Here is a 24,536-nt window from a genome sequence, read left to right as displayed (position 1 = left end):
TTACGGCGCCTCGCCTACAATCAGCACCCGGGGGCCTTCTTCGAGCGCCCGAAATCCTTCTTCATCAGGAAGCGGAGCGATAACCCACTCGTAAAGTATCCTGGCATCTTCCAGTACAGGATCCTTCGGGTATCTGTAGTATTTTTTCTGCATCGGTTCATCATAAAGCCCGATACAACCATGGGAGGCCGGATACCCGGGAACATCACGTCCATGAATCCAGTACGCCACCCCAGCTTTGGTAACGTAAAAAAGGAGGGCGTAATTCATGGGATAGGGAATCATGGTTTTTTCGATGAAATATAATGATGATTTCCGGTGACGGTCAACTGCCGTTATCCTGAATTCTCCGGCCGGGGTCTCATTACCCCTCTCGCCAGTAGTCACAGGAGCAGAGAAAACCAGGCGGCCGTATTCATACGCCCCCAGAAATTGCTCTGATAAATCTATCAGAATAAATTTTGCTTCAGTCTCTGCCGGTGGATAATACAAAGGTAAGGGCGTAAAGTCCTTAATCTCTCCGAGCCCCTTGGGGACCTTTAGAGGAAACCCCTGGCGGACATGGCGCCGGTCTATGCGGTTAAAGCGAAGCACGTCCTTCCACTGCTCCCCGAAGAGGGACTCCAGTGTCTCGCCCGGCCTAAGACTCCGGCACTCCCATTCCACTGTTGCATCGCCGGGATGACTAATCTTACACGGAGAGCGTGGGTTCTTTGCATCGGCGCTCCACACGTCTTCAGACGCTGAAAGCGAGAAAAAAACGATAAGGAAGAATGTCAGCAAGTACCGGGAGATATTCACCAGGTCCTGAATCTCCCGGAGTCTATATGAACAAAACCGGACTTGGGATAATAACCCACGCCGCCATAGCCCAGGCTTACGGCAGTTTTTCTCAGGGCATCCAGATCCACCCGCGGGATGGATATGTCTATGGCCTTCCCGGACAGATGCATGCTGTTCTTCACAACCCCCCTGCCCTCCCGCCTGAGCAGGTCATTGTACTCCGGCGACCTGTAACCGGAGATAATGTGTATTTCGTTACCTCCACCCAGGCCCTTATCCACGGCATTCAGAAATTCAATTACGTCGATATCCATTTCCTTTACTTCACGGGTATAATGACACCGGAGGATATAATTGAGGTCACTGAGGGCCCCGGGATCGTAAGCGCCCCATAGATCTCTGTAAGTCACCTTCAGTCTTTCGTCTGTATGGACATTATAGAGTGACAGCTTTCCCTCTGGCCGTCCAGGTCCTCCCCTGGCGGGAAGGGCCGGCATTATCAGCTCCTTCGCAAAGACCCGCCCGCTGAAAAGCGCAAAGGCCCCGGCCAGTGAGGCCTTGAGAAAGGTCCTTCTACTCCAAAACTGACCGAACAATTTCCACCTCTGATTAGTTATTCGTTATTGGCCGGTGACTAATGACTAATGTAAAAGTCTTCGGGAGATTAGCACAAAAGGTTGAATAAAGTCAATTTCCCCGGTTCTTATCACATGTAGGGATAGATATACTTATTTAGATAGTCCGGCTCGCAGTTGTCAGCGGCAGGGCTGAAGCGCAGCGCAAGCTTATATGGCTTTTTGCCAGATGGTTACTTGGATTCCTCTTTGATCACCTGGCCACGGGAGTTAAAGGAGATCCCTTGCTGTCTTTGTGTGCCAATCATCACTGATTCGATTATCGGTACATTGACATCATGGTACGACCTCCACTTAACGATGAAGTTCGCTCCCGAACCACCGCTTTTATCTGATTCTTTTATGACATAGCGGGTCGAAGCCATGGCACTGATTTGAACCGGGCTTTTTACGTGTTGTTTTAGCAAGTTGCCATCTGAATCGTAATAATTTACCTCAAGGATTGTTATGGGATGCTTTGGATCGGTGTTCCTAATACTAAGTGTCACCGCCAGATAGAAAGGATACTCTCGGTCGCCGCTATATATATGAGAATAAACCGGTACGTAAACGGTTTGTCCCCTCGATAGCTTTACCAGAGAGTCTGCTTCTGATCGAGCCTGTGGCCATAACATGGAGAAGATACAAAGAACCAGTAAAGCGATTGCGATCTTAGCCATTCGTCTGTTTCGAGCCATTTTTTCTACCTCCTCGTCAATTCCTGCAATAGTGATTCAATTAGTAACCGGTTTCGCTAACGCTTCGAAAGCAGCACGCTCATGAGGTTCGCCTATGACTGCTACCAGATCACCGTCAGCAAAACTATATTCGGCGTCGGGATTGGGATAAAACACTCCCTTCCGTATAACTCCCACAACAGAAGCGCCCGTCTGACTGCGTATGCCTAACTCTCGAATATTCCGCCCATTCAGGGGACTGCCCGGGGACAGATTCATCCAGGTCAGTTCCAACAGGTCCCCGGCATTTTGGAGTTGAACAATTGTACGATAATCATAATGTGTCTGATAGAGGGGGGCGTATAATTCATGGCGTACCGCGTCAGTATATCGCTGTATTTCGGTGACAGGAATGCGGAGATGGAGCAACGCCTGTCGCGTAATTTCCAAACCAGCCTCAAACTCCGGCTGAACCACCTCATAGACGCCGCTGCCATACAATGCTTTCATTTGTTCTATTCCTTCAGCCCTGGCGACGATATGGAGGGACGAATTAAGTTGACGAGCCTGGTGAACGATGGATTGTGAAACAACGATCGCGGGGACCGTGATCAGCAGCAAGCGTGCTTGCTCAATTTGGGCTGCTTCCAAAACGATTGCCTGGCTCGCGTCCCCATAAATTACGGGTAAATGGGCGGCCTTGGCCTGTTCAACCCGACGGTAATCCATCTCTATAATTACAAATGCTAAATCCAGACGACGCAAAACCTGAGCCACATGCCGCCCAACTCGGCCTCTACCGACGATAACCACGTGGTCTCGGAGTCCTGTTTGGGGAAGATTGATAGTTTGTAGCGGCTCATGTTTGAACCAACGCCTCCGGAGGGCGTACAGCGGGGCAGTCAGTCCCGAGGCAAAGGGGGTCAGAATCATAGTCACCATAGCCGTAGTAAGGATCAAAGAATACACTTCGCTTCCAATTGAATTCGTCTGGACGCCCATCCGAACCAGCACGAAAGAGAACTCTCCTACCTGGAAAAGTCCCAGCCCAACGGCTAGGGGGACTACATTGCCATAGCCGAAGAGTCTGGTCAATGTGGCGAAAATCAATCCCTTACCCACCGCTACAAGCAGCACCAAGGTCAACACCTTGCCTATGTTGGCAATTAGAAAAGCCGGGTCCAGCAACATGCCAACCGAAGCGAAAAAAAGCAGGCCGAACAGATCCCTCAGGGGAGTGATGTCGCTTAACGCCTGATGACTATAATCCGACTCACTCAGAACCATACCGGCCACAAAGGCTCCAAAAGCAAACGAAAGTCCGAAGAGGTAAGTGGCGTAGCCAACCCCCAGGCCGGCGGCAGCGATTGCGAGAAGAAATAGCTCACGTGAGTTCCAGCGGGCGATGTGGCTTATCAGGCGCGGAAGGAGCCGTGTCCCCAAGAAAATCATCAACACAAGAAATAGGGCAGCTTTCAGCGCAGCTATTCCCAGCGCCGGGAGTCCGGTTTTCGGATTATTCAACTGCGGCAATATGATCATCATGGGCACGACCGCCAGATCCTGGACAATCAGCATTCCAATCATCACTCGACTTGAGAGTGTGCCCAGCCATCCCTGATTCATCAGAGTTTTCAAGATGACCATCGTACTGGATAGGGAGATCAGCGCTCCCAGCCAAAGCGAGGGGATCCACTCCCAACCTAGGTACCACCCAATCGCAAACCCATAGGCCATGGTCAGGAGAATCTGAATAGGCGTACCGATTAAGGCAACGTTACGCACCGGTTTCAATTTTTTAACCGAAAACTCTAACCCCAAAGCAAAAAGCAAAAGCGCAACGCCAATCTCCGCCAGCCGTTCGATCTCATGGATGCCTGAAACGGTTACCCCAACGGTATAAGGGCCGACCAATACACCAGACAGAATGTAACCCAAAATCAAAGGCAGTCTTAGTTTGTGGGCAATCAAACCACCAATTAAGGCAGCCACTACGATGATAATAATATCAGATGCTATCCCCATCGGGACATGTTCTCCTTATGAGAATGATCTTTCCGGTACATTTTTCAGCTTTCGTTCATGGATTCTCAATATGGGTTCACATATGTCGATATGGGTCTGATCATTAGAATTCCTCATAAATGGAGTTGCAAAACGAATGACAGTTTTTACGGCGCGAAGCCACCCGTGAAAAGTCGAGTTAGACTGAACCGCTTATTACACGGGTTAACTTCTAAATCACTGCCGCTTGAACAGGCTGCTTTTCATAGCGAAAGGCGTAATAAGTACCACGCTTCACAAAGGCTGGCTTCTCAATCTTGCCTTCGAGAACCTGAAATGAGCGTTGAAAAACAGGCAACGTTTTAAAAAAGAGTTTAATTATAATATCACAATGGCCTAACGTACTGCTCACCTGCCGTCGTATAGCGCCAGCGAAACACCGGTCAGCGTGCAGCAGATGGTATACGCCCGGCATGGGCGTGAACTTATGGGGTGCAAACGTGAACCCCGCTCATGTAGCGATACGTTAGCAGAACTACTAGCCGAAGGCAAGGGCGGAATCGTCTTAAATCCACTACCTACAAACTAGGGTGGTGTATTTGGGGTCCGGCTCGCAGTTGTCAAAAGGCAGGTAATATGCTTATAATGTTACAATAAAAAAGATATGTTGGAGGGCCTATGGACAAGATTCAAAAAGTGGAGACCAAGGAAGACGCCTTAAGGCTTTTAAACATCGCCCTGGAGCACGAATGGGCCGTAAGCTTTGAATATACGATCCATGCCTACTCCATGCCGAAGGGCAAGTTTTTCTATGAAGACCCCATTATGAAGAATAGAACCGATATCCGCGCCCAGATGATTCAGATCGGCATCGATGAGATGTACCATTCCATTCAGCTTGCCGTCATTATTACCCAGATGGGCGGGGTTCCCTCTTTTAAAACCGATGAGGTCATGCGCTACCCTCGAATTATGGATAATCTTAACAGAGACAAAATGACGGAAGACCTAGTCACGAATCTCTACCAGTCGGCAAAGTTTCCCGAAGGCGCTTTCCCAAAGATTCAGAACATGGTCCTGAATATCTCTTATGATGAGGTGCGCCACTCGAACCAGTTTGCGGCCATGATGGACGTCCTGAAGGCACAGGGAGCTGAAGATGCCCTCTGCTACCCATCAAACCCGGAAAATATCAACCGGGAAGAAGTACAGCTTCTCCACGAAATCATGCGTCTGGAAAATGAACTCACGCACCGCTACTTAAAATACGTGTTTCTCTTCAGTGAGCACCAGGATCTCAGTCAGCGTCTCTTTAAAAACTCCATCGATCACATGAGGCACTGGGATAAAAACTCCGGCACCTTAATCAAATGGGGAGACGTCATTCAGATCGAAAATGCCAAAAAGGATGCAAACGGAGTAGAAATGAGCAGAAACCCCATGCCTTCTATCTATTTAGGGGAAGACCGGCTTTCTGTCCTGAAAGCTCTCATCCCGGTCGAAGAAACCCTGATCTCCAGGTACGAAAGGCTTATCTCCCTGGTCCCTGATGGCGAGATCAAAGATCAACTCAGGCTTCACCTGGGCCTTAATAGAGAACACCTCTTTACCCAGAACTGGCTCCTCAAAAACGTCCAAAAGATAACGGGACTGAAATAGACGGAAAGTCCGGTGAACGAAGAACTTGATACGCGGTTGAAACAACTAGAAAAGCGGGTTTGCCATACTTTCACTACGAAGGATATGTCACCCCCGAACGCCGTCCTACCCCGGCACTCCGGGCCGGTGTCTCAGTTGCGACCCCGTTAAATCTTCAATTCCTGGGCAGGACCTCGTTATCTGTAACCTATCCTGCCTTGATCAAGGCATATTATGGCGACAGACAGGTCGCCCAGGCCTATTTCAATTTAGAGATTACCGGAAAACAATAGATTAATCCCCTTGACGACCGTACTAATAATCCTTGGATTGGTGAATTCACCCTTCCTGTCGCCCATCCGCTTGGAATAACTTGTTAGCCCAGGAGGTACGAAAGGGGTTCTTCTACCAGATCACCTTGACCGGATAATTTGTGAAGACCGAGTCTTTGCTGACGAGAACCACATCTTCCACAGCTGATTGTGCCAACAACAATCGGTCAAACGGATCCTTGTGGTGAACCGGCAATGCGTCTAAAGCCAAAACGTGATCGAGCACTATCGGCAAAACCTCGAGCGCATTGGTCTCCCGCTGACCTTCTATCAGGTCGGATAAGGGCATGTGTAGCTTGAGCCTGCCAAGCTGTAGCTTAACCTGAATCTCCCATGCGCTTACTACGCTGAGCAGCAGAGTGTTTTCCCGATCTTGGCATAGAGCTAAAACCCGTGGCGAGAGCTTCGCCGCGCTGTCCCACCAGATAAAGACATGTGTGTCAAGTAGTAACCTCATGTATTTCCCATCCAAAACTCGTCTGGTAGGGGCTCATCGAAATCTTCACTTATCCAGATTGCACCAGAGTGGAGTCCCGCCACACGCTTCCCGATGGGCACTAAACGAGCAAGCGGTGTATCGCCTTCCGTGAGTACAACCTCGGTTCCTTCAGCCACAAGTGATAGTAAGCCTTTTAAGTCTGGCGGTGCCTTCCTTACGTCTATGGTCTGTATTGACATTGCATTCTCCTATACTTACAGTTAATCGGTATCTTAAACCAAAAGCAGAAATATGTGAAGGGAATAGGAAGGAAATTCCGGGCTAACATTATTTTTTATGCTTACGTGCTTCTTTTAATGAATTTTAGGTAATTTTGCGGGGTAATTCAAGAAATATCTGTAGGAGCGTCTTTTAAACACCTTGAAAAATAATGATCTTTCGTAAACTGGAAAAGTAGAGGGCGTCCCCATTTACTACGCTATTTATATGTTTTTGAAAGTATTTTAGCTTCGTCAATACTGATTTTATGTCCAACCTGATACTTGTATCTTTCTGAGTCAGGGAAATTCGAAGAATAAGAAAACTGAATAGTTAGAAGAAGACCGGCATTCCCCGAAGTTACTGCTTCTAGTAGTTTTGGAGCGTATTCTTTATTCAGCCGCATAAAACTCCAGACTCCTGTCTGGAGATGTAGCGGCTATCCAGACGAGGGGGTTTCTGATAAGATGGGGCATGAAATTTCGAAAGAGTGCCCACGCTGCAAGCAGCGGGGAATGCGCTCGCTATGCATGTTCAGCCCGGCTTTTTCGTACTGGACCAGATTTGCACCAGAAAGGAGGTGCTGAATATACAGATAAAAATAAAAACGACCGCGGGCAGGGCCACTTTCTCATTAAAATGTTTCAAGGCCAGCACGCTGCCCAGACCGGCATTTTGCATGCCGACTTCAATGGATAGGGCCCGTTTTTTCAGGATATCAAAACCAAATGTCTTCCCCGTCATGTAGCCCAGGAACAGCCCCAGGAGATTTAACAGAATCGCCGCCATAAAAATCCAGGCGTTTACTTTCATAAGGTATTCCTTATTAAGGGCTATGACCAGCGCGCAGATAAAGGCTATGAATGTGGTGGAAATCGCGGGGAAGACTTTGGAGAGGTGCTCCACTTTGTCAGAGAAAATGCTTTTTACGGTTATGCCCAGAAGCAGTGGAATAACAACCATGTTAAAGACGCTGACAAACATGTCCCAAAAGGGGATTTCCAGTATGGTATGGGCTAACAGCAGGGTTAAAAGTGGGGTAAGTACCGGCGCCAGGAGGGTGGATACAGTGGTCAACGATACCGAATAGGCGACATCGGCACCGGCGAGATAGCTCAGTACGTTACTGGCCATGGCACCCGGCGCTGATCCGGTCAAAATCAGGCCCAGGGAAAACTCTTTTGATAATGAAAAAAGCCTGGCAACGAAAAAGGCCGATAGTGGCATGATCGTAAATTGAGCAGCCGTGCCAATCACCACTACCTTGATGTTTTTAAAGATATTTATGAAGTCTATGGGTTTTAAGACCATTCCGATGCCGAACATGGTTATGGCAAAGAATAATTCCATATGTTTTTTTAATGGGATGAAGATGGCCGGAAAATAGAAGGCAGCAATTCCGGCCAGGATAATCCAGAGAACAAACAGGCGATTGAATATGTTCAGTATTCGATTCAAGGGTTGATTCCTTTTTACTGGATAGGAATTAAGTCGGGATAGGTCCGGTGAGCTGCCAAACGTTTCCTGATCGGATGGGAGAAATTCTAAGGGCGGCCAGTCTGGTCTGACGAAGCATAGGGCTTCTTATCATAGACTTATATTCCTGTAAAGCGAAAGAAGGACCAGGACTTTCCCCAAAAATCTCAACAGATTATGCCAACGTGTTGATTTTTATCCAATTTTTGTATTTTAGAAATGTAAGCCGTCATTCCTTCGCTTCACGGCTTGCGCAGTGACCCTTTCGGGACTCGCAGGTGGGGAAGGTTTACCCCTTCCAGCCTCTAAAGGGCTGGCTTTCCCCTTCCTGCTCGCCCTCGAAGGGTGCCCCACTGCTTCAGCAAGTTACACTCAGGAACAATGGCTTCCATAAAAATGTGGGGAAAGTCCACAAAGAAGTACATCCTGCCCTTTTTTGTGTCCCGGGCGTATCAGAGGTTGAGAACTGTTACCGTCATTCGGGCGGGCAGTCATGGTCAAGAGATTAATCCGCAAACTTCGGGTTAAAGCTTCATCGCCATAATGACGAAAGAAAGAAGAAGACTGGCAACGGAAAGGATTACGACTGTGGGGACAGACAACATTATATTTTTAGAGGTTATCGAGTGGTTTGACGAAACCGGCAAGGCAATGGTCCACAGGATTCCCGAGAAGGGCTCCGGAGAAATAAAATATGGGGCCCAACTCATTGTAAGAGAGAGCCAATCCGCCGTTTTCTTCTATAACGGGAAGGCCTACGATGCATTTCGGCCAGGTCGGCATACACTCGCTACCGGTAATATTCCTATCATCACCAAGGTGCTGAGCCTGCCCTGGGGTTTGACAAGCCCGCTCAGGGCCGAGGTCTATTTCGTAAACCTGAAGGTCTTTCCAAACCTGAAGTGGGGAACAAGGGATCCGGTAGCCTTCAAGGATTCCGAGTTGGGATTGATTCGCCTCCGGGCCTTCGGGGTCTTTAATATCAGGGTCATCCAGCCCGTCCTTTTTATCAATACCCTGGTAGGAACCCAGCACATTTATACCACCGAAGAAATCGAAGAATATCTGAGCCGGGTAATCGTTTCACGCTTTAATGATTACCTGGGAGAGAATCTTGATTCCATGCTTAAGCTGCCTGGACAATACGATTCCATATCGGAAGGGCTCAAAAGACGTTTGCAGCAGGATTTGAGCCACTACGGCCTTGGGCTTTCAGATCTTTATATCAATTCTATTACCCCGCCGCCGGAGGTCCAACAGGCCATAGACGATAAAAGCCGGCTGGGCGTGTTCGACGACTTGAACCAGCTATTAAAGATGAAGGCGGCCATGGCGATGGAAAGCGCAGCGACGTCACAAGGCGAGGCAGGAGCGGGTCTGGGGATGGGTCTCGGTTTCATTATGCCGGGCATGTTCGCGGATATTCTGAGAAACGGACAGGCCCAAAAGGAGCAGGATGCCTTTAAATGTCCTGATTGCCGGAACTCCGTGGCCGGCGACGCAAAATTCTGTCCTTCCTGCGGTCACCAGTTACTCGTTTTCCAGCAGTGTGCGGGGTGCGGCAAAAACCTGCCTCCCCACGCCAGGTTCTGCCCGCGCTGTGGAAGGCCGGCGGAACAGAAGCCTGTCCCCCGGAAATGCCGTCATTGTGCGACAGAAAATTTGCCCGATTCCATCTACTGCAATCAGTGCGGTGAAAAACTGTAGAAAGCCCTAAGAATTGCTGAAAATCGCACACCAATGCCCGCAGTGCGGGGCCCCTGCCACCCTGGAGGAGACTGACCGGATTTTCTCCTGTTCTTTTTGTCGGGTGAAATTATACCTGCTCCCCCATGGTCATTTCAGATACTGTTTGTCCCCTGCCCCATCCGCCGGAAAGGATGTCATTTTTGTGCCGTACTGGCGCTTCCGGGGGATGCTTTTTTCCTGTGAGCCATACCGGGTGTGCCAGAGAGTAGTCGATACCACTCTTTTGGCCTTGAATGATACATCGTTGCCCGTCTCCCTCGGTCTCCGGCCGCAGGCCCTGAAACTAAAATTTGCCGCGGCTATGGAGGACGCAAGATTCCTAAGACCGCATCTCTCATTCGAACAGTTCTTCTCAGGGATGAACCGGCCGGAGATGTTGGCTGATGACCTGGCGCAGACATGCACCGAGTTTCACAGGGCGTTCATCGGTGAAGTAGGAAGCCTGGTTTACTCCCCGATTTTTATTCATAATAATGTCATTTATGACGCGATCCTCGATAGACCCATTGCGACGGATGCCGGGAATGTGGCCGACGATGAGCGTTTCTCCTTTGAAGAGAGGCCGGATTGGAGGATAAAGTTTCTTCCTACCTTATGTCCCAATTGCGGGTGGACTCTTGCGGGCGAGAGGGAAAGCTGGGCGCTCCATTGCAGCAATTGTGATTCTGTGTGGGGGATCTTCGGGCAAGACCTGAGGAGGATAGACTTCGGGGTCGTCTCCGATGGAGGAAATACTGAGAGCGCCATATACTTGCCGTTCTGGAGGATAAGACCCAGGATGGAAGGGCTTAGCTTACGATCCTATGCCGATCTGGTGCGTCTTGCTAATCTGCCAAAGGCCATAAGGAAGGAATGGGATGATCTTGGCTTCTACTTCTGGTCCCCGGCCTTCAAGATTCAACCCGCACATTTCCTGAGACTGGCCCGGCAAATGACTCTTTCTCAGCCCACGAAGAACCTCGAAGGACACCTCCCCAAGTCCCCGCTATACCCTGTTACACTGCCCATGAGCGATGCCGCGGACGGCCTGAAAATCGTGTTGGCGCAGACTGCCATGGACAAGAAAAGTCTTTTCCCCAGGCTCGGAGAAATCCACATTCAGGCGGAGGAATTCCTGTTGGTCTACTTCCCCTTTGCGGCAAATTCCACTGAGTTCATCCAGTCGCAGCTTCAGTGCAGCATCCAGAGGAGCGCCCTCAGTTTTGCGAGAACTCTTTAGTGGTCCTGACCGCAGATGGCTCTAAACAGGCTATAGGCTCCGGCAGACCCGGCCAAAGGCGCCCCGTATGCCCGACCCCCAGAAGACGGTGGCCTGCTTATAGTCGACGAACCAGTAGCCGCCGGATTTGCGCTGATCGGCCAGAATGATGAAAGGCTGCAACTTGGAGAAACAGGGATGCAGATGGAGACCGTTTCCGCTTGGCGCGGGCTCCATAAGCGATAAAGCCTCTTCCATGGTCGGCAGCCGCCAGTCATTAAACCGGGCGAAACTATGTTCATTCAGTGCCACCACATATCTCTGGATGCTGGGCATGGCGGCGATATCGCATCCGCCCCGTTGCCACTGGATGCCGGTCTTCAAATCTGTCACCGTGAGGCCGTCGCCGTTGTCGACGAGGTGATTGGCAAAATCCCCGGACGCATTGTGGTAGCTGTCGTAGAACCCGTTCCGGCGTATGATGTCCGGTACCTCATCTTCGCTGATAACGGCCGGTTCAGACCGCAGCGTTACCGGCTCGATTGCAGGTTGCGGTTCATCTTTTCCCGGAAGGCCTGTTTCCAGTGGCTCCTCCACCAATTCGCTCTCCAGAGGGAGCACCTTTGACGTATCGTGGGCCTCAATGACATTGGCCTGCAGCCAGCTTCGCAAGGCGTCATCAATGGCATAACTCCGGTCGGTTTCGCCTCTACCCTGACCGGCCACGCAGGCGTCGACCATGTCCTGGGGGGCATCGATCCGGGCCAGGATCCGGGCATGCTTCACCCCGCGCTCCATCAGAAGAAGCTGTGGAGGCGTTTTCCAGCCGTCGATGTAAAAATAGTAGTACCGTTCCTTGTTGCTGCGGACGTGTATCTTGCCGCCCCAGCTTTCGAAAATGCCGAAGGTATCTGCCGGGGTGATGTCCCAGGCAATGCTCAATGGCTCGTCACTGCTTAACCCAAGCTTTTCGCGAATACCCATACCATATACCCCCCTTTTTATGATAAAAAATTTCGAGAGATTGGCCCTAAGTATTTCTTTACAATATGCGATGAGCTATTTCATTCTAGACCATCACTCATTTGTTATTAAATTAATCCTGGCCAGTACCTGTGTCAAGCCTTTGAAACCTATACCCTCCCCTTCATCCTTACCCTTTATCGAATCAATTGAAATAAGCAAAAAATTAGGATATAGATATCATACTGACAGCGCACAACGCATCTTGAGAACTGGAATCAATCTCGATCTGTCTAAAAAAAATTTAAAATCTCCTCTGACCCCTCTTTTCCAAAGAGGGGGTTAACGGTATTTTCCCCCTTTGAAAAGGGGGATCAAGGGGGATTTGAAGGCCACAGCACGTGAATCAGCAATTTGGACAGCAATGATGTTTTTATAGAAGGAACTGGTAAACATGACCACTATTGACGCAAAGCCTACACCCAATTTTATCCGTAATATCATCGAGGAAGACCTGAAGGCCAACAAGAACCAGGGGCGGGTCCACACCCGGTTCCCACCGGAGCCGAACGGCTATCTGCACATCGGGCATGCCAAATCTATCTGCCTCAATTTCGGTCTGGCCGCCGAATACAAAGGCCTTTGCAATCTGCGCTTCGATGACACCAATCCCACCAAAGAGGAAATTGAATACGTAGAATCGATCAAGGCAGACGTCCGGTGGCTGGGATTTGATTGGGCTGACCGGCTGTTCTACGCCTCAGACTACTTTGAACAACTCTACCGGTACGCCGTGCAGTTAATCAAGGTTGGTAAGGCGTATGTTTGCGACCTGAGTGCGGAGGAGATCCGGGAGTACCGTGGTACTTTGACCGCGCCCGGCAAGGATAGTCCGTATCGAAAACGTTCGGTCGAAGAGAACATGGACTTATTCGAGCGCATGCGGGCCGGGGCGTTTGAGGACGGTTCCCGGGTTCTTCGCGCCAAAATCGATATGGCCTCCGGCAACTTAAATATGCGGGACCCGGTCATGTACCGTATTCTCCGGGCCACACACCACCGGACCGGCGATAAGTGGCGCATTTATCCGATGTACGACTTTGCCCACTGTTTTTCGGATTCCATCGAGGGGATCACCCATTCCATCTGTACGCTGGAATTTGAAGACCATCGGCCGCTCTATGACTGGTTCCTCGATCAATTAGGCGTCCATCATCCGCAGCAGATCGAGTTTGCCCGTCTTAATCTCAGCTACACCGTGCTCAGTAAGCGAAAGCTCGTGCAATTGGTGGAAGGAGGGCATGTCACCGGCTGGGATGATCCGCGCATGCCTACCCTGGCCGGTGTGCGGAGACGCGGCTACACGCCCGAGTCCATCCAAAACTTTTGTGAACGCATCGGGGTAGCCAAGAGGGATAGCACAGTTGATATGGCCCTGATCGAGCACTGCCTCCGCGAAGATCTAAACAAACGCGCCCCGCGGGTCATGGGGGTATTGCGGCCACTCCGGGTGGTAATTGACAACTACCCGGAAGGCCAAGTGGAAGAACTGGAGGCCGTGAACAACCCGGAGGATCCCGGCATGGGGTCACGCAAGGTCCCTTTTTCCCGTGTGCTGTACATTGAACAAGAGGACTTTCGTGAAGACCCACCCAAAAAATTCTACCGTCTGGCCCCGGGCCGGGAGGTACGGCTGCGTTATGCGTACTTTATCACCTGTGTGGGGGTGGTTAAGGACGAACAGACCGGCGAAGTGGTGGAACTGCACTGCACCTATGACCCGGAGACGCGCGGCGGGGACTCTCCGGACGGGCGCAAGGTCAAGGCCACGCTGCACTGGGTCTCGGCTGCCCACGCGCTGGAGGCCGAGGTGCGCCTGTACGATCATCTTTTCCTGAAGCCGGAGCCGGGCGAGGATGGTCAGGATTTCAGGACTGATTTAAACCCGAACTCGTTGGAAATATTGACCTCGTGCCGGGTCGAACCGGGTCTGGCCGGCGCCGTTCCCGGAAACCGGTACCAGTTCGAGCGGCAGGGCTATTTCTGTGTGGATTCCGTGGATTCGTCTAATCAAAGACTGGTATTTAACCGAACCGTGTCCTTACGTGATTCCTGGGCCAAGGTAGAAAAGGCGCAGAAGTAGTGAACAAGAATCCATTCCGGCGCTGTGCATTACGCGTCTAGCAATCGCCGCTGCAACAGCGTCTGCATATCACGGCGGCCATCGGCGATCAGCAGAACATAGACGTTCTTGTCCATGACTCGGTAAATGATACGGTAGGGTTTGAAAAAAACCTCGCGGTATTCCCGAATCCCCAGCGCCAGCAGTTCTTTCGGATAGGCGCCCCGCTCGGGGAATTCGGACAGCCTGGAGAAGGCTTTCTCGATCTGCTTCAAAACGTAGTCCGCTTTTTGAGGCGCATCGTGCCGGGCGATATAGCCATAAAGCTCGTCGAGGTCACGTGCTGCGTCATTGGTCAGCAAAACCGCGAACGGCATCAGCGAGTCTCCCGTCGCTCGCGTAAGCGTTTGATCACATCCTCAGCGGGCTGGACCTTGCCTTCCTCGATCTGACGGGTCCCGAGTGCCAGTATTTTTAGGAGAGCCATGGTTTCCTGGGTTTGTTCGTAGCTTTCAATGTCCTGAATGACCACCTTGGCTTCGCCGTTCTGGGTAATGACCAGCGGCTCCCGCTGCTCACCCAGCTTCCTTACGATTTCGGCGGCATGGGCCTTCAGGTAACTGATGGGCCTAATCCGGCTGGACAGTTTCATGGGTTGCCTCCCTTTCTTTCGTATGACTAAATATAGTCCATAAACAGGTCGCATGTCAAGATTTATGACGGCCTGCTCAACGCTTTTGCAAGGACACCCGATCGTCCTTTTTCATTTGCGTGAGAGGTGGAACATAGATGGGCTGACAATAGAAAGGATTTAGATTACACCCGAAAATCTCCCTGTATCTCCCTTTTCCAAAGGGGGATTTCAATATTTCCACCCTTTAGCAAAAAAGGGGGGGTGGGGGGATTTGGCAGTTTCCGGATGAAAACAAAAACAATTTAGATTACCCCTATTAATGGCATCGGGGTAACACCGTCAAGGAGATTTAAAAATTCCCGTCCGCATTGGTTGCTGCGACTTGTCAGGCCTTTTTCGCCTTTGCCCTGCGCTTTTGGGGCAGCAGTGGAATTAAACACCGCAAAGCCCTATTCACAGATTCCGAGTCTGGGAAATACGCGCGAATATCTGGCGCCAGAACAACCGCGCCCTCTTTTGGCATCACGTCCTTAGTAATAGTGGTGCCATCCGCCTTATGAATAGTAATCGTATACCCATCTTGCATGGCTCTGTAATGCTTGCCACGCACTCCTCCTTTAAAATCGTATTCAGCACGCATATTGTTCTCCTCCATTAGTACCATTTTAGTTACTTCCTTCCTGATAAAGTTTCCGCTCTGATAGGGCTGCCTTACGACTACTGATAATACGTATGTTCGAGCCTCGTTCGGTATAAACCACTACCAGTACATGGCCCTTATCAGAACTACCAATATCAATATACCGCTGCTCCTCCACTGAATGGTCTGGGTCAGAGATCGTAATTGAAAAGGGATCAAAGAAAACCGTTGTGGCTTCATCAAAACTGACTTTATGCTTTTTGAGATTCGCTTTGGCTTTCTCTTCATCCCACTCAAAGTTCAGTTTCATTATCTCCCCTTTGAACCATAGCGTATCGTTTAAGCTTAACGGACATCCTTCTCCAAGCTGATGTTCGGCACAGGTTCAAATTATGACGCCCTAAGTAACGACTCTTCAATCGATTGAGGAACTTGGATGGGAACAAAATAGGAAGAAGGGTACAAATAATCTTCTCCGCTCTCATCAATAATTCGAATATCCCCTTCGGCAGCAACATCTTCATCTGGAAGCACACGGTAAATTTTATGAAGTTCTAATGATGCCGGATAATCTATGTTATTGATACAAACCACAAATTCCGGTAAAACTTGTTTTGATTTTTTCATAGCTTACTCCATAACCACCTTCTTCTGCTTCATGAACAATTACTTTTAGCTTCATAAAACCACCTCACATTATTTTCATGAGCGCATAACATTATATTTTAGCTGTCTTTTCCATAGTCATAGAGGCTCATTATAGGGCAATTGAAGCTCCCCGCAGCCCGCCTTGCGGCGGACGGAGAATCTCCGTATGCAAGGTAAAATACATCGTATTCGCTCGCTATGCATGTTCAGAAGGACGGCTATAAAATTATGATCTTCTCAATCAAACACGTAAAGAATTGCATTATTTCATGGCTGTCCCCGATTTCCCAACTCTCTTTTTCTCTGTTAAATAGCCGGATACGTATTTATGTATAATGCTGGATATGAGTGTTTGGTAAGGAATGCCTTCTTGAGCAGCAATGACCTGTACCTGATCCAGATCCTTGGATGACATCCGGATATTTATTCTCTTGTCTTTTTGAAGTGTATTCTTCGCATATTCACGGAGTTTTATTATTTCCTGCTTTTGATTTTTTACAGTCCGCCATTCTCCACGTTCATATGATTCTAAAATATCTTTCTCTTCAGCGTCTAAGATCGTCTTTTTCATTTTTATGACCTCACATATTTCTTTGTAGCTTTTCGGCTGGGAATAATGGTTTTTAAAAATATCTCTTCGCTTTCCTGTATATAAGGAACGAGATAAGCATAATTATCAATACTGACTATTGCAATTTTCTGACCCGGATACTTATCTTGATTTGGGTGTTCAATTGTTTCAAGAACATATTCCCGTTCCATCAATATTACGACTTCTTCAAAACAAACTCCTCTATTTTGCTTCAACCATTCATTTTTCTCATTATCCCATCGAAAAACTTTCATATTATATGATTATTACAATGTGTGCCTATTGTCAACATTATTATTTCGGCTCAACGGCCCAGTTTGATAAGGACGAAAAAATCCTGCGGACATGGATGGCTTTAGACTTCAGGAGGACGGCTATAAAATTATGATCTTCTCAATCAAGCACGTAGAGAATTGCATTATTTCATGGCTGTCCCCGATTTCCTCAGTTTTGGCTGGGCCGCATAGGCAGACCAAGGTTTGATCTTCTTTAGCGATGGGCCAAGAGTGCGCTCTGCAACCTCCGTATCGTGAGCAGCCTGAGCTCTCAACCAATAGCCGTTGGACAGACCAAAGAACCGGCACAACCGTAAATCTGTATCGGCTGTGATCGCACGCTTACCTGCGACAATCTCACTGATACGCTGAGCGGGAACGCCAATTTCCTTGGCCAAACGGTACTGGCTAAGTCCCATAGGTTTTAGAAACTCTTCCAAGAGGATCTCGCCGGGAGTAATAGGTTCGAGCTTGCTCATAATGGACTCTCCTCAGTGGTAATCGACAATTTCCACATCTTCTGCACCCGCATCCGTCCAACGAAAGCAGACACGCCACTGATCGTTAATACGAATGCTGTATTGACCGGAACGATCACCCTTGAGTGCTTCAAGGTGATTGCCGGGTGGCACCCTCAGATCATCAAGTTGACCGGCGATCTCGATCTGTCTAAGCTTACGCCGCGCCACCTTAGCGATATTCACAAACTGCCTGACACGCCGGCCTTTTGAGAGCGCTTCGGTGTATTCACACTTGAATGATCTGATCATGTCGTCACATAATAACGCATCTCGTGAATAACGTCAAGCGTGATTATAGAGGCCCGATCGGGATAGGGATTTAAAACTCACTGTGTTCGCAGAAGACTAAAGTGATATGATCTTCTCAATTACCGCGTAACATTATATATATTTTAGCGGTCAACTGTCTTTTTCATAGTCCAGCAGCTTTGGTGGGCAAAGCCCACCCTACATGGCTAAAGTCCCCCCATGACTTCATAGCCGATCCAGATCAAGCGGATCTGTCTTGCCTCTTCGCTTTTCGCGAATAGCCTCCTCAGCGAGCCTTTCCAAAACATCTTCCGATTCGGCAAAGGACTTTGCCCAGGCCCTTTCTGAATGCAGTTCGTCCAAGACCCACTTGGCTAATGCGTTCTGGTCCATATCAGGGAGTTTGGAAGCCTCCTTAAAGGCTTTCTCAAGCAACTTCGTCACTTGCTTCACCTCTTTTCTTATATTACCGCGTAACATTATATTTTAGCTGTCAACTGTCTTTTTCATAGTCATAGAGAAACATTATAGGGCAGTTCAGAAGGACGGCTATGAAATTGTGATCTTCTCAATCAAGCACGTAGAGAATTGCATTATTTCATGGCTGTCCCCAATTTTCCCTTCCTGCGCTTTTTGGGTAGCAGTGGAATTAAACAACGCAAAGCCCTATTTACAGATTCCGAGTCTGGGAAATACGCGCGAATATCTGGCGCTAGAACAACTGCGCCCTCTTTTGGCATCACGTCCTTAGTAATAGTGGTGCCATCCGCCTTATGAATAGTAATCGTATACCCATCTTGCATGGCTCTGTAATGCTTGCCACGCACTCCTCCTTTAAAATCGTATTCAGCACGCATATTGTTCTCCTCCATTAGTACCATTTTAGTTACTTCCTTCTTGATAAAGTTTTCGCTCCGATAGGGTCGCCTTACGACTACTGATAATACGTATGTTCGAGCCTCGTTCGGTGTAAACCACTACCAGTACATGGCCCTTATCAGAACTACCAATATCAATATACCGTTGCTCCTCCACTGAATGGTCTGGGTCAGAGATCGTAATTGAAAAGGGATCAAGGAAAACCGTTATGGCTTCATCAAAACTGACTCTATGCTTTTTGAGATTCGCTTTGGCTTTCTCTTCATCCCACTCAAAGTTCAGTTTCATTATCTCCCCTTTGAACCCTTCAATAATTCAGCATTTCATGTGACCCATATCCACAACACATTGTCATTTGTTTTGGTGGGCAAAGCCCCTACATGGCTATGATATGACGCTAACATTTTGACATTATTCATGTTGACAACTTGGGCCAAACAACATTTTCCCACCAGTTTTTCTTCCCATTCCAAAAATTCAATATTTGAATTGCACCATTTATCACTGCGTGTATTGGGTCAGATGCTATTCTAACTTCCATGTTGGTTCTAAATGCTATTAACCTATCAATTCCTTCAATGCAAGCTCCGCCACCTGTCAGACAAATTCCTGATTCTAATATTTCGCAATATATTTTTTCAGGAACTCTTTTTAAACTGATTTCAATCATTTTGATTATTTTACTCACCACTGGCTCTAAGGCATTGATAATATCTTTTTTCTTCACGCAACAAATTACTTTACGCCTCTTGATAATATCAATACCAGCAATATCAAATGATTCACAATTGTGCTCTTGACTCTTCAGAATTGATGAAATTTCATTTGTTAACCGCTCAGTAGAATCATCATATATCTGTATTTTGTATTTCGTCATAACTGCAGAACGAATAGCTCTCTGGAGATCACTGCATGCCATTCGGACCGATGAGGAGTAAATCATGCGACCATCGCGAAATACCGCCATGTCTGTTACTCCATCACCTATATCTATAAGTAACTGTGCACTTGGATGAGTTATGTCCATTCCCGCACCGACTGCAGCAGCCCAAACTTCGGGGATTATTGACACGTGAGATGCCCCAGCATTAATAATCGCTTTACGAAGAAGATCACGTTCATATTCTGTAGTATCTGTTGGAGCGCTGGCCAATGATATCGGAGACAATAAAAATCTTCTGGATTTTTTTAGTAATGGTTTTAATAACTTTATGGAATTTTTGAGGTCAACAATTACGCCACCGCGAAGTGGCTTTGTAACAAGTCTATTATTATTAATGTATTCCAAATATTCGTCTGAAATATTATTTGTTTTTCTACCAGTAAGGCTTACTAAAGAAGGCCTTACTGTAATTTCTCCATTCAGAGAGGCATAAATGCGAGTATTCGCTGTGCCAAGATCCACAGCTATACTTGGTAGTGATATAATCTGTGATAAGTTAGATAATATATATTTCACTATTGTTTTGTCTTATTGTTTACAGAAACATTCCACTTTGTTCTCTTCGAAGCCCAACGAGTCTGTAGAAAAACCCCTCGGAATTGTTTGATGGGTGAAATTAGGAGGTGCAAAAAACCCCTCCCGATAGGGAGATCGTCGATCATTGGGCATTCTGTGAAGCCGATTTTTTCCAGGGCTCATCTTTGAAGTTCTCAACGGACTTATTCTACAGGCTCAAGGCTGGGCATAAGCGGCGGGCGGGTTGGAATGGAGAAAGGTCAATAACCTACCACGCTGATTACTTCGATAACCCACAGAAAAATCGCGGTATCCAGCCCGTCCGTCTTCATGCCGTGGTTGGCACTATAGATGATAATCGCCGGCCGCTTCGGGCTGGTAAAGAACTTCTTCGATGCAAATACGGCGTATTCCAGATGGAACCGGCCATTCAATAATATCTCCTTTGGCATAACCCAGAATCGCCGTTCCCACAGGTGCGAGGATTGAGATAGCTCCCGTATCGATGTTCGCATCGCTGGGAAATACTAAAATATAAGTCATTTTCTCAGAAGTGCTTAAATCACGAAGAACGACCTTCGAGTTCATGGTCACCACGTCGGGTGGTATGTCTTTGGAGGACACGATCTCCGCTTGATCCAACTCTTCTGCCAAAGAATCTAAATCTTTCCTGTCATGACCGCCGAACTCATCAGCCACCGCAATGAGTTCCTCGAGTCGCGCTTTATCAAATTCGGTGATGTATATATTTCTTTCTGGCATGATATCCTCCTGTCATTAGGCCCAATATTATATTTTAGCTGTCGACTGTCTTTTTCATAGTCATAGAGAAAAAAGATAGTGGCGTCAAGCAAAAAGGGAGATTTTGGGGGCAACGTAGCTGTCTTTATAAGGTAAAATAGGCGCAGAGGCAAGGAATGTCGCCTAAGTATATGGAAAAATAAGCAGATATCAGGATGTTTGTATCGAAAACAACTTTAGGAGGGTTCAAACTCCCCTGACCTCGTGAACGATCTTCTCTATTTCTTTCATCGAATATCTTGGAATTTTCTTTCTGGAAATCAACTGTGCTGTATAGTCGTAAATTCCTTCCTGGCCTGGCTCAGGGAAAACAATAACCTCAACCTCTGTTCCGGGTGGATAGGGAAGCCCTCTAAGCCGGATAATACCCTGGCTACCAACCTTCATTTTTTTTCTTAACGCCTGCATGATGACAAACCCTCCTTCCATATAGAATCAACCATAGGGCAAAAGAGGCTCTTTCGCAAGGGTTTTTATAAAAACGCGGCCCTTGCTTCGCGCCTTACCCGGGCGTGTATCCTGGACAGCAAAAGACCCTGGTGGATTTTGAATCGGGGAAAGTGTTTGAAAAGAAAAATAGAGTCTGTTATAGTTACCGCCTATGGTTCATCGCATCGAAGTAATGCTCAAAAAATCACTGCGTGACGCCTTTGGTGAGAAGATCCGAAAGAGGATCAACGAGGATATTCACCTCCCTGTTCGTTCCGTGCGGACTATCAAGGTATTTACGATTGATACCGAGGTTGCCTCCACTCTGGTAGAAGAATTGGCCGGCCAGCTCTTTTGTGACTCTATCAGCCAGGAATATTCCATTGACCGTCCTCTGGCCGATGCATTTGATTGGCTTATCGAGGTGGGGTTCAGGCCGGGTGTGACTGATAATGAGGGGAAAACGGCCCGGGAATCCCTTGAACTGGCCATCGGACGGAAATTGAACAGGGGCGAAGGGGTTTATACCTCTACACAGTATGCCCTCACCGGTGATCTGTCCCTGAAAGACGTAGAACGCATAGCCACCGGCCTCCTGGCCAACACCCTTATCCAGAGTTTCCGCATCAAGGATCGATCTGAATGGGATAAGACCACGGGGATGCCGCCTCTTGTTCCCAGGGTAGTCGCCGATACACGTCCCGGTGTTGAGGAGATTGATCTTGCGGTGAGTGACGAAAGACTTCTGGCCATAAGCCGCGAGCGGGTACTGGCCCTTAACCTTGCTGAGATGAAGGTCATTCGGGATTACATCACCTCTCCGGAGACTCTGGCCCATCGCCGGAGTCTCGGCCTGAGCGAAAAGGTCACGGATGTGGAGTTGGAATGCCTGGCCCAAACCTGGTCCGAACACTGTAAGCATAAGATATTTAACGGCCGTATCCACTATACGGACGAAACCGGTGATACCAGGATTATTAACAGCCTTTTTGATACTTATATAAAAGACTCTACCCGGCTCATCCGTGAGGCCAAAGGAGAAAACGACTTCTGCCTTTCCGTCTTCCGTGATAACGCCGGGGTGATCAAGTTTAACGATGAATGGAGCCTGGCCTTTAAAGTTGAGACCCACAACAGTCCCTCGGCCCTTGATCCTTACGGCGGGGCCCTTACCGGCATAGTCGGGGTTAATCGCGACCCTTTCGGCACCGGCAAGGGGGCCAAGCTCATCTTCAATACCGATGTCTTCTGCTTTGCGCCCCCGGATTACGATAAGCCCCTGCCCCCCCGGCTCCTCCACCCCAAACGCATCTTTGAGGGCGTGCGGGAAGGCGTGGAACACGGCGGGAACAAAAGCGGCATCCCCACCGTAAACGGCTGCCTCATATTTGACGAACGCTATCTGGGTAAACCGCTGGTCTTCTGCGGGACAGGCGGCATCATGCCTGCCGTCGTATGCGGCGGGCCTTCGCATATCAAAAAGGCCGAGCCGGGAGATTTTATCGTCATGACCGGCGGCCGCATCGGTAAAGACGGCATACATGGGGCCACGTTTTCTTCCGAGGAATTGCATGAAGGATCACCGGCCACGGCAGTGCAGATCGGAGACCCCATCACCCAGAAAAAGATGACGGATTTTCTCCTGGCAGCCCGCGACCGGTGTCTTTACCGGAGCATAACCGATAACGGGGCCGGAGGCCTTTCGTCCTCCGTAGGCGAGATGGCCCAGGACTGCGGGGGCTTTGAGCTTCAACTGGAGAAGGCCCCGCTCAAGTATGCCGGTCTTAACCCCTGGGAGATATTTCTCTCCGAGGCCCAGGAGCGCATGACCCTGGCCGTGTCCCCGGATAATAAAGACGCCTTCCTGGCCCTGGCCGAAAAAATGGGCGTGGAGGCCACGGTTCTGGGCCGGTTTAATGACAACGGGAAGTTTCTGGTCACCTATGAGGGAAAGACAGTGGCCTGCCTGGATATGGAATTTGTCCACAACGGGCTGCCCCAAATGGAACTGGTGGCCATCTGGACGCCTCCAAAACACCCTGAACCGGACATTCCGGAGGCAGAAGACCTCACTTCCACCCTGGAGACCATGCTCGGCCGCCTGAATATATGCAGTAAAGAATACGTGGTCCGGCAGTACGATCATGAGGTACAGGGCGGAGGCGTTATCAAGCCCCTTTCCGGGCGAAATGGTGATGGCCCCAGCGATGCCGCGGTCATCAGGCCGGTGCTCTCGTCTTTTGAAGGGATTGTGGTAGCCAACGGCATCTGTCCCCGCTACAGTGATATAGACACCTATCACATGATGGCCTGTGCCATTGATGAGGCCGTACGCAACGCCATAGCCTCCGGCGGAAATCTCGGGCATCTGGCCGGACTGGATAACTTCTGCTGGTGTGATCCCATTCAATCCGAAAAGACGCCGGACGGCCGCTACAAACTGGCCCAACTGGTCCGCGCCAATCAGGCCCTGTACGATTACACCACGGCCTATGGCGTGCCGTGCATCTCCGGCAAGGACAGCATGAAAAACGACTACCTCGTGGAGAATACAAAGATATCCATCCCGCCCACGGTGCTCTTTTCCGTCTTGGGAAAGATTGACGATGTCCGCCGGGTGCAGACCATGGACGCCAAGGCGCCGGGCGACCTGGTATATGTCATAGGTCTCACTAAACCGGAGATGGGCGGCTCGGAATACTTCGCCCTGCATGACTACATCGGAAACGAAGTCCCAAGGGTAGAGGCCGCAGCCGCGAAACTGACCTACGAAAAGCTTGCCAGGGCCATCAAAGAAGGACTTGTCGCCTCCTGCCATGACTGTTCGGACGGGGGGTTAGGGGTAGCCCTGGCGGAAACGGCCTTCGCCGGCGGGTTGGGCATGAAGATCGACCTGGCCGCTGTACCCGGAGAGGATATCGAACGCGATGACTTCCTCCTCTTTTCCGAATCCCAGAGCCGTTTTGTGGTGACTGTTCACCCGGACAGAGAAGAGGCGTTTAGCGCCGCCATGCAGGGTACAACCCTGGCCCGCATAGGCCGGGTGACTGAAGAGCCGGTCCTGATTTGTAACGGCCTGAGAGGTGATATAGTGGTATCGGCGGCCATAGCCCGGCTCAAAGAGGCCTGGCAAAGACCCCTGCGCTGGTAGAATAT

The 24,536-nt window shown here is 49.2% G+C and carries 30 protein-coding genes; 6 read left to right on the top strand and 24 right to left on the bottom strand.

Features of this window, described 5'->3' with window-relative positions:
- The 4 genes from PHT49_08695 to PHT49_08680 all read right to left on the bottom strand — a co-directional run bounded on the left by PHT49_08695 (window position 1) and on the right by PHT49_08680 (window position 4,099).
- Window positions 1-801 (bottom strand): L,D-transpeptidase, encoded by an 801-nt coding sequence (locus PHT49_08695; protein ID MDD5451955.1) that lies wholly within the window; start codon window positions 799-801, stop codon window positions 1-3.
- Window positions 798-1,379: a DUF882 domain-containing protein gene (locus tag PHT49_08690; GenBank protein MDD5451954.1), complete on the bottom strand. Its 582-nt coding sequence runs from the start codon at window positions 1,377-1,379 to the stop codon at window positions 798-800. The genes PHT49_08695 and PHT49_08690 overlap by 4 nt, the downstream gene beginning before the upstream one ends.
- 212 nt (window positions 1,380-1,591) lie before the next feature.
- The gene (locus PHT49_08685; GenBank protein MDD5451953.1) at window positions 1,592-2,077 is read right to left on the bottom strand and encodes a DUF3124 domain-containing protein; all 486 of its coding nucleotides are present in this window, start codon (window positions 2,075-2,077) and stop codon (window positions 1,592-1,594) included.
- A gap of 54 nt (window positions 2,078-2,131) precedes the next feature.
- Window positions 2,132-4,099 (bottom strand): cation:proton antiporter, encoded by a 1,968-nt coding sequence (locus PHT49_08680; GenBank protein MDD5451952.1) that lies wholly within the window; start codon window positions 4,097-4,099, stop codon window positions 2,132-2,134.
- A gap of 657 nt (window positions 4,100-4,756) precedes the next feature.
- Here PHT49_08680 and PHT49_08675 point away from each other — a divergent pair.
- A complete protein-coding gene (locus PHT49_08675) occupies window positions 4,757-5,737 on the top strand; it encodes a hypothetical protein (protein ID MDD5451951.1) in 981 nt (326 codons plus the stop codon).
- A 59-nt stretch (window positions 5,738-5,796) separates the two neighbouring features.
- Window positions 5,797-6,009 (top strand): hypothetical protein, encoded by a 213-nt coding sequence (locus PHT49_08670; protein ID MDD5451950.1) that lies wholly within the window; start codon window positions 5,797-5,799, stop codon window positions 6,007-6,009.
- Window positions 6,010-6,121: 112 nt separating this feature from the next.
- Here the strand turns inward: PHT49_08670 and PHT49_08665 are convergent, their stop codons facing one another.
- From PHT49_08665 to PHT49_08650, 4 genes are all read right to left on the bottom strand, one after another.
- On the bottom strand, window positions 6,122-6,505 hold the full coding sequence (locus PHT49_08665) for a type II toxin-antitoxin system VapC family toxin (protein ID MDD5451949.1): 384 nt from the start codon (window positions 6,503-6,505) through the stop codon (window positions 6,122-6,124).
- A complete protein-coding gene (locus PHT49_08660; protein MDD5451948.1) occupies window positions 6,502-6,726 on the bottom strand; it encodes a type II toxin-antitoxin system Phd/YefM family antitoxin in 225 nt (74 codons plus the stop codon). The genes PHT49_08665 and PHT49_08660 overlap by 4 nt, the downstream gene beginning before the upstream one ends.
- Window positions 6,727-6,965: 239 nt before the next feature.
- Window positions 6,966-7,151, bottom strand: a complete 186-nt coding sequence (locus tag PHT49_08655) for a hypothetical protein (protein MDD5451947.1) — start codon at window positions 7,149-7,151, stop codon at window positions 6,966-6,968.
- A 128-nt stretch (window positions 7,152-7,279) separates the two neighbouring features.
- The gene (locus tag PHT49_08650) at window positions 7,280-8,203 is read right to left on the bottom strand and encodes a bile acid:sodium symporter family protein (GenBank protein ID MDD5451946.1); all 924 of its coding nucleotides are present in this window, start codon (window positions 8,201-8,203) and stop codon (window positions 7,280-7,282) included.
- A gap of 561 nt (window positions 8,204-8,764) precedes the next feature.
- Here PHT49_08650 and PHT49_08645 point away from each other — a divergent pair.
- Both PHT49_08645 and PHT49_08640 read left to right on the top strand, forming a co-directional pair.
- Entirely contained in the window at window positions 8,765-9,928 is a 1,164-nt protein-coding gene (locus PHT49_08645) for an SPFH domain-containing protein (GenBank protein ID MDD5451945.1), read from the top strand.
- 184 nt (window positions 9,929-10,112) lie between these two features.
- The gene (locus PHT49_08640) at window positions 10,113-11,189 is read left to right on the top strand and encodes a hypothetical protein (GenBank protein MDD5451944.1); all 1,077 of its coding nucleotides are present in this window, start codon (window positions 10,113-10,115) and stop codon (window positions 11,187-11,189) included.
- A 30-nt stretch (window positions 11,190-11,219) separates the two neighbouring features.
- Here the strand turns inward: PHT49_08640 and PHT49_08635 are convergent, their stop codons facing one another.
- The gene (locus tag PHT49_08635) at window positions 11,220-12,152 is read right to left on the bottom strand and encodes a DUF1566 domain-containing protein (GenBank protein MDD5451943.1); all 933 of its coding nucleotides are present in this window, start codon (window positions 12,150-12,152) and stop codon (window positions 11,220-11,222) included.
- Between the two features lie 433 nt (window positions 12,153-12,585).
- On the opposite strand from PHT49_08635, the gene PHT49_08630 reads away from it, so the two are divergent.
- Entirely contained in the window at window positions 12,586-14,274 is a 1,689-nt protein-coding gene (locus PHT49_08630) for a glutamine--tRNA ligase/YqeY domain fusion protein (GenBank protein ID MDD5451942.1), read from the top strand.
- A 29-nt stretch (window positions 14,275-14,303) separates the two neighbouring features.
- Here PHT49_08630 and PHT49_08625 read toward each other — a convergent pair whose 3' ends face one another.
- From PHT49_08625 to PHT49_08555, 15 genes are all read right to left on the bottom strand, one after another.
- Window positions 14,304-14,630, bottom strand: coding sequence for a type II toxin-antitoxin system RelE/ParE family toxin (locus PHT49_08625; protein MDD5451941.1), 327 nt, complete (start codon window positions 14,628-14,630; stop codon window positions 14,304-14,306).
- Window positions 14,630-14,959 (bottom strand): type II toxin-antitoxin system Phd/YefM family antitoxin, encoded by a 330-nt coding sequence (locus PHT49_08620; protein ID MDD5451940.1) that lies wholly within the window; start codon window positions 14,957-14,959, stop codon window positions 14,630-14,632. The genes PHT49_08625 and PHT49_08620 overlap by 1 nt, the downstream gene beginning before the upstream one ends.
- Window positions 14,960-15,272: 313 nt before the next feature.
- Entirely contained in the window at window positions 15,273-15,551 is a 279-nt protein-coding gene (locus PHT49_08615; GenBank protein ID MDD5451939.1) for a hypothetical protein, read from the bottom strand.
- A 1-nt stretch (window position 15,552) separates the two neighbouring features.
- The gene (locus PHT49_08610) at window positions 15,553-15,837 is read right to left on the bottom strand and encodes a BrnT family toxin (protein ID MDD5451938.1); all 285 of its coding nucleotides are present in this window, start codon (window positions 15,835-15,837) and stop codon (window positions 15,553-15,555) included.
- Between the two features lie 80 nt (window positions 15,838-15,917).
- Window positions 15,918-16,154: a hypothetical protein gene (locus PHT49_08605; GenBank protein ID MDD5451937.1), complete on the bottom strand. Its 237-nt coding sequence runs from the start codon at window positions 16,152-16,154 to the stop codon at window positions 15,918-15,920.
- Window positions 16,155-16,437: 283 nt separating this feature from the next.
- Entirely contained in the window at window positions 16,438-16,746 is a 309-nt protein-coding gene (locus tag PHT49_08600; protein ID MDD5451936.1) for an antitoxin, read from the bottom strand.
- A gap of 2 nt (window positions 16,747-16,748) precedes the next feature.
- Window positions 16,749-17,021 carry a BrnT family toxin gene (locus tag PHT49_08595; GenBank protein MDD5451935.1) on the bottom strand — a complete coding sequence of 91 codons (273 nt, stop codon included), beginning with the start codon at window positions 17,019-17,021 and terminating at the stop codon, window positions 16,749-16,751.
- 164 nt (window positions 17,022-17,185) lie between these two features.
- A complete protein-coding gene (locus PHT49_08590; protein ID MDD5451934.1) occupies window positions 17,186-17,521 on the bottom strand; it encodes a HigA family addiction module antitoxin in 336 nt (111 codons plus the stop codon).
- A 12-nt stretch (window positions 17,522-17,533) separates the two neighbouring features.
- Window positions 17,534-17,812 carry a type II toxin-antitoxin system RelE/ParE family toxin gene (locus PHT49_08585; protein ID MDD5451933.1) on the bottom strand — a complete coding sequence of 93 codons (279 nt, stop codon included), beginning with the start codon at window positions 17,810-17,812 and terminating at the stop codon, window positions 17,534-17,536.
- 225 nt (window positions 17,813-18,037) lie between these two features.
- Window positions 18,038-18,292, bottom strand: coding sequence for a hypothetical protein (locus tag PHT49_08580; protein ID MDD5451932.1), 255 nt, complete (start codon window positions 18,290-18,292; stop codon window positions 18,038-18,040).
- A gap of 113 nt (window positions 18,293-18,405) precedes the next feature.
- Window positions 18,406-18,693 carry a hypothetical protein gene (locus tag PHT49_08575; GenBank protein ID MDD5451931.1) on the bottom strand — a complete coding sequence of 96 codons (288 nt, stop codon included), beginning with the start codon at window positions 18,691-18,693 and terminating at the stop codon, window positions 18,406-18,408.
- A gap of 1 nt (window position 18,694) precedes the next feature.
- Window positions 18,695-18,979 carry a BrnT family toxin gene (locus PHT49_08570; GenBank protein MDD5451930.1) on the bottom strand — a complete coding sequence of 95 codons (285 nt, stop codon included), beginning with the start codon at window positions 18,977-18,979 and terminating at the stop codon, window positions 18,695-18,697.
- Window positions 18,980-19,106: 127 nt separating this feature from the next.
- A complete protein-coding gene (locus tag PHT49_08565; GenBank protein ID MDD5451929.1) occupies window positions 19,107-20,150 on the bottom strand; it encodes a rod shape-determining protein in 1,044 nt (347 codons plus the stop codon).
- A 345-nt stretch (window positions 20,151-20,495) separates the two neighbouring features.
- On the bottom strand, window positions 20,496-20,912 hold the full coding sequence (gene rnk, locus PHT49_08560; protein MDD5451928.1) for a nucleoside diphosphate kinase regulator: 417 nt from the start codon (window positions 20,910-20,912) through the stop codon (window positions 20,496-20,498).
- Between the two features lie 225 nt (window positions 20,913-21,137).
- Window positions 21,138-21,359, bottom strand: coding sequence for a hypothetical protein (locus PHT49_08555; protein MDD5451927.1), 222 nt, complete (start codon window positions 21,357-21,359; stop codon window positions 21,138-21,140).
- A 193-nt stretch (window positions 21,360-21,552) separates the two neighbouring features.
- Here PHT49_08555 and PHT49_08550 point away from each other — a divergent pair, with 193 nt between their 5' ends.
- A complete protein-coding gene (locus tag PHT49_08550; protein MDD5451926.1) occupies window positions 21,553-24,531 on the top strand; it encodes a phosphoribosylformylglycinamidine synthase subunit PurS in 2,979 nt (992 codons plus the stop codon).
- Window positions 24,532-24,536 lie beyond the last annotated feature (5 nt).

The organism is Desulfovibrionales bacterium (assembly GCA_028715605.1).
In the GTDB taxonomy this organism is placed as follows: Bacteria; Desulfobacterota; QYQD01; order QYQD01; family QYQD01; genus QYQD01.
This window is presented reverse-complemented; position numbering and strand designations above follow the sequence as displayed.

Bases quoted from the DNA above. Each gene is read 5' to 3' on its own strand.
- PHT49_08660 (MDD5451948.1), bottom strand. From the start codon at position 6,726: ATGTCAATACAGACCATAGACGTAAGGAAGGCACCGCCAGACTTAAAA.
- PHT49_08655 (MDD5451947.1), bottom strand. From the start codon at position 7,151: ATGCGGCTGAATAAAGAATACGCTCCAAAACTACTAGAAGCAGTAACT.
- PHT49_08675 (MDD5451951.1), top strand. From the start codon at position 4,757: ATGGACAAGATTCAAAAAGTGGAGACCAAGGAAGACGCCTTAAGGCTT.
- PHT49_08685 (MDD5451953.1), bottom strand. From the start codon at position 2,077: ATGGCTAAGATCGCAATCGCTTTACTGGTTCTTTGTATCTTCTCCATG.
- PHT49_08615 (MDD5451939.1), bottom strand. From the start codon at position 15,551: ATGGTACTAATGGAGGAGAACAATATGCGTGCTGAATACGATTTTAAA.
- PHT49_08630 (MDD5451942.1), top strand. From the start codon at position 12,586: ATGACCACTATTGACGCAAAGCCTACACCCAATTTTATCCGTAATATC.
- rnk (MDD5451928.1), bottom strand. From the start codon at position 20,912: ATGCCAGAAAGAAATATATACATCACCGAATTTGATAAAGCGCGACTC.
- PHT49_08580 (MDD5451932.1), bottom strand. From the start codon at position 18,292: ATGTTACGCGGTAATATAAGAAAAGAGGTGAAGCAAGTGACGAAGTTG.
- PHT49_08680 (MDD5451952.1), bottom strand. From the start codon at position 4,099: ATGGGGATAGCATCTGATATTATTATCATCGTAGTGGCTGCCTTAATT.
- PHT49_08595 (MDD5451935.1), bottom strand. From the start codon at position 17,021: ATGAAAGTTTTTCGATGGGATAATGAGAAAAATGAATGGTTGAAGCAA.
- PHT49_08585 (MDD5451933.1), bottom strand. From the start codon at position 17,812: ATGATCAGATCATTCAAGTGTGAATACACCGAAGCGCTCTCAAAAGGC.
- PHT49_08645 (MDD5451945.1), top strand. From the start codon at position 8,765: ATGACGAAAGAAAGAAGAAGACTGGCAACGGAAAGGATTACGACTGTG.
- PHT49_08590 (MDD5451934.1), bottom strand. From the start codon at position 17,521: ATGAGCAAGCTCGAACCTATTACTCCCGGCGAGATCCTCTTGGAAGAG.
- PHT49_08575 (MDD5451931.1), bottom strand. From the start codon at position 18,693: ATGGTACTAATGGAGGAGAACAATATGCGTGCTGAATACGATTTTAAA.
- PHT49_08605 (MDD5451937.1), bottom strand. From the start codon at position 16,154: ATGAAAAAATCAAAACAAGTTTTACCGGAATTTGTGGTTTGTATCAAT.
- PHT49_08635 (MDD5451943.1), bottom strand. From the start codon at position 12,152: ATGGGTATTCGCGAAAAGCTTGGGTTAAGCAGTGACGAGCCATTGAGC.
- PHT49_08620 (MDD5451940.1), bottom strand. From the start codon at position 14,959: ATGCGACCTGTTTATGGACTATATTTAGTCATACGAAAGAAAGGGAGG.
- PHT49_08550 (MDD5451926.1), top strand. From the start codon at position 21,553: ATGGTTCATCGCATCGAAGTAATGCTCAAAAAATCACTGCGTGACGCC.
- PHT49_08555 (MDD5451927.1), bottom strand. From the start codon at position 21,359: ATGCAGGCGTTAAGAAAAAAAATGAAGGTTGGTAGCCAGGGTATTATC.
- PHT49_08610 (MDD5451938.1), bottom strand. From the start codon at position 15,837: ATGAAACTGAACTTTGAGTGGGATGAAGAGAAAGCCAAAGCGAATCTC.
- PHT49_08665 (MDD5451949.1), bottom strand. From the start codon at position 6,505: ATGAGGTTACTACTTGACACACATGTCTTTATCTGGTGGGACAGCGCG.
- PHT49_08570 (MDD5451930.1), bottom strand. From the start codon at position 18,979: ATGAAACTGAACTTTGAGTGGGATGAAGAGAAAGCCAAAGCGAATCTC.
- PHT49_08625 (MDD5451941.1), bottom strand. From the start codon at position 14,630: ATGCCGTTCGCGGTTTTGCTGACCAATGACGCAGCACGTGACCTCGAC.
- PHT49_08600 (MDD5451936.1), bottom strand. From the start codon at position 16,746: ATGAAAAAGACGATCTTAGACGCTGAAGAGAAAGATATTTTAGAATCA.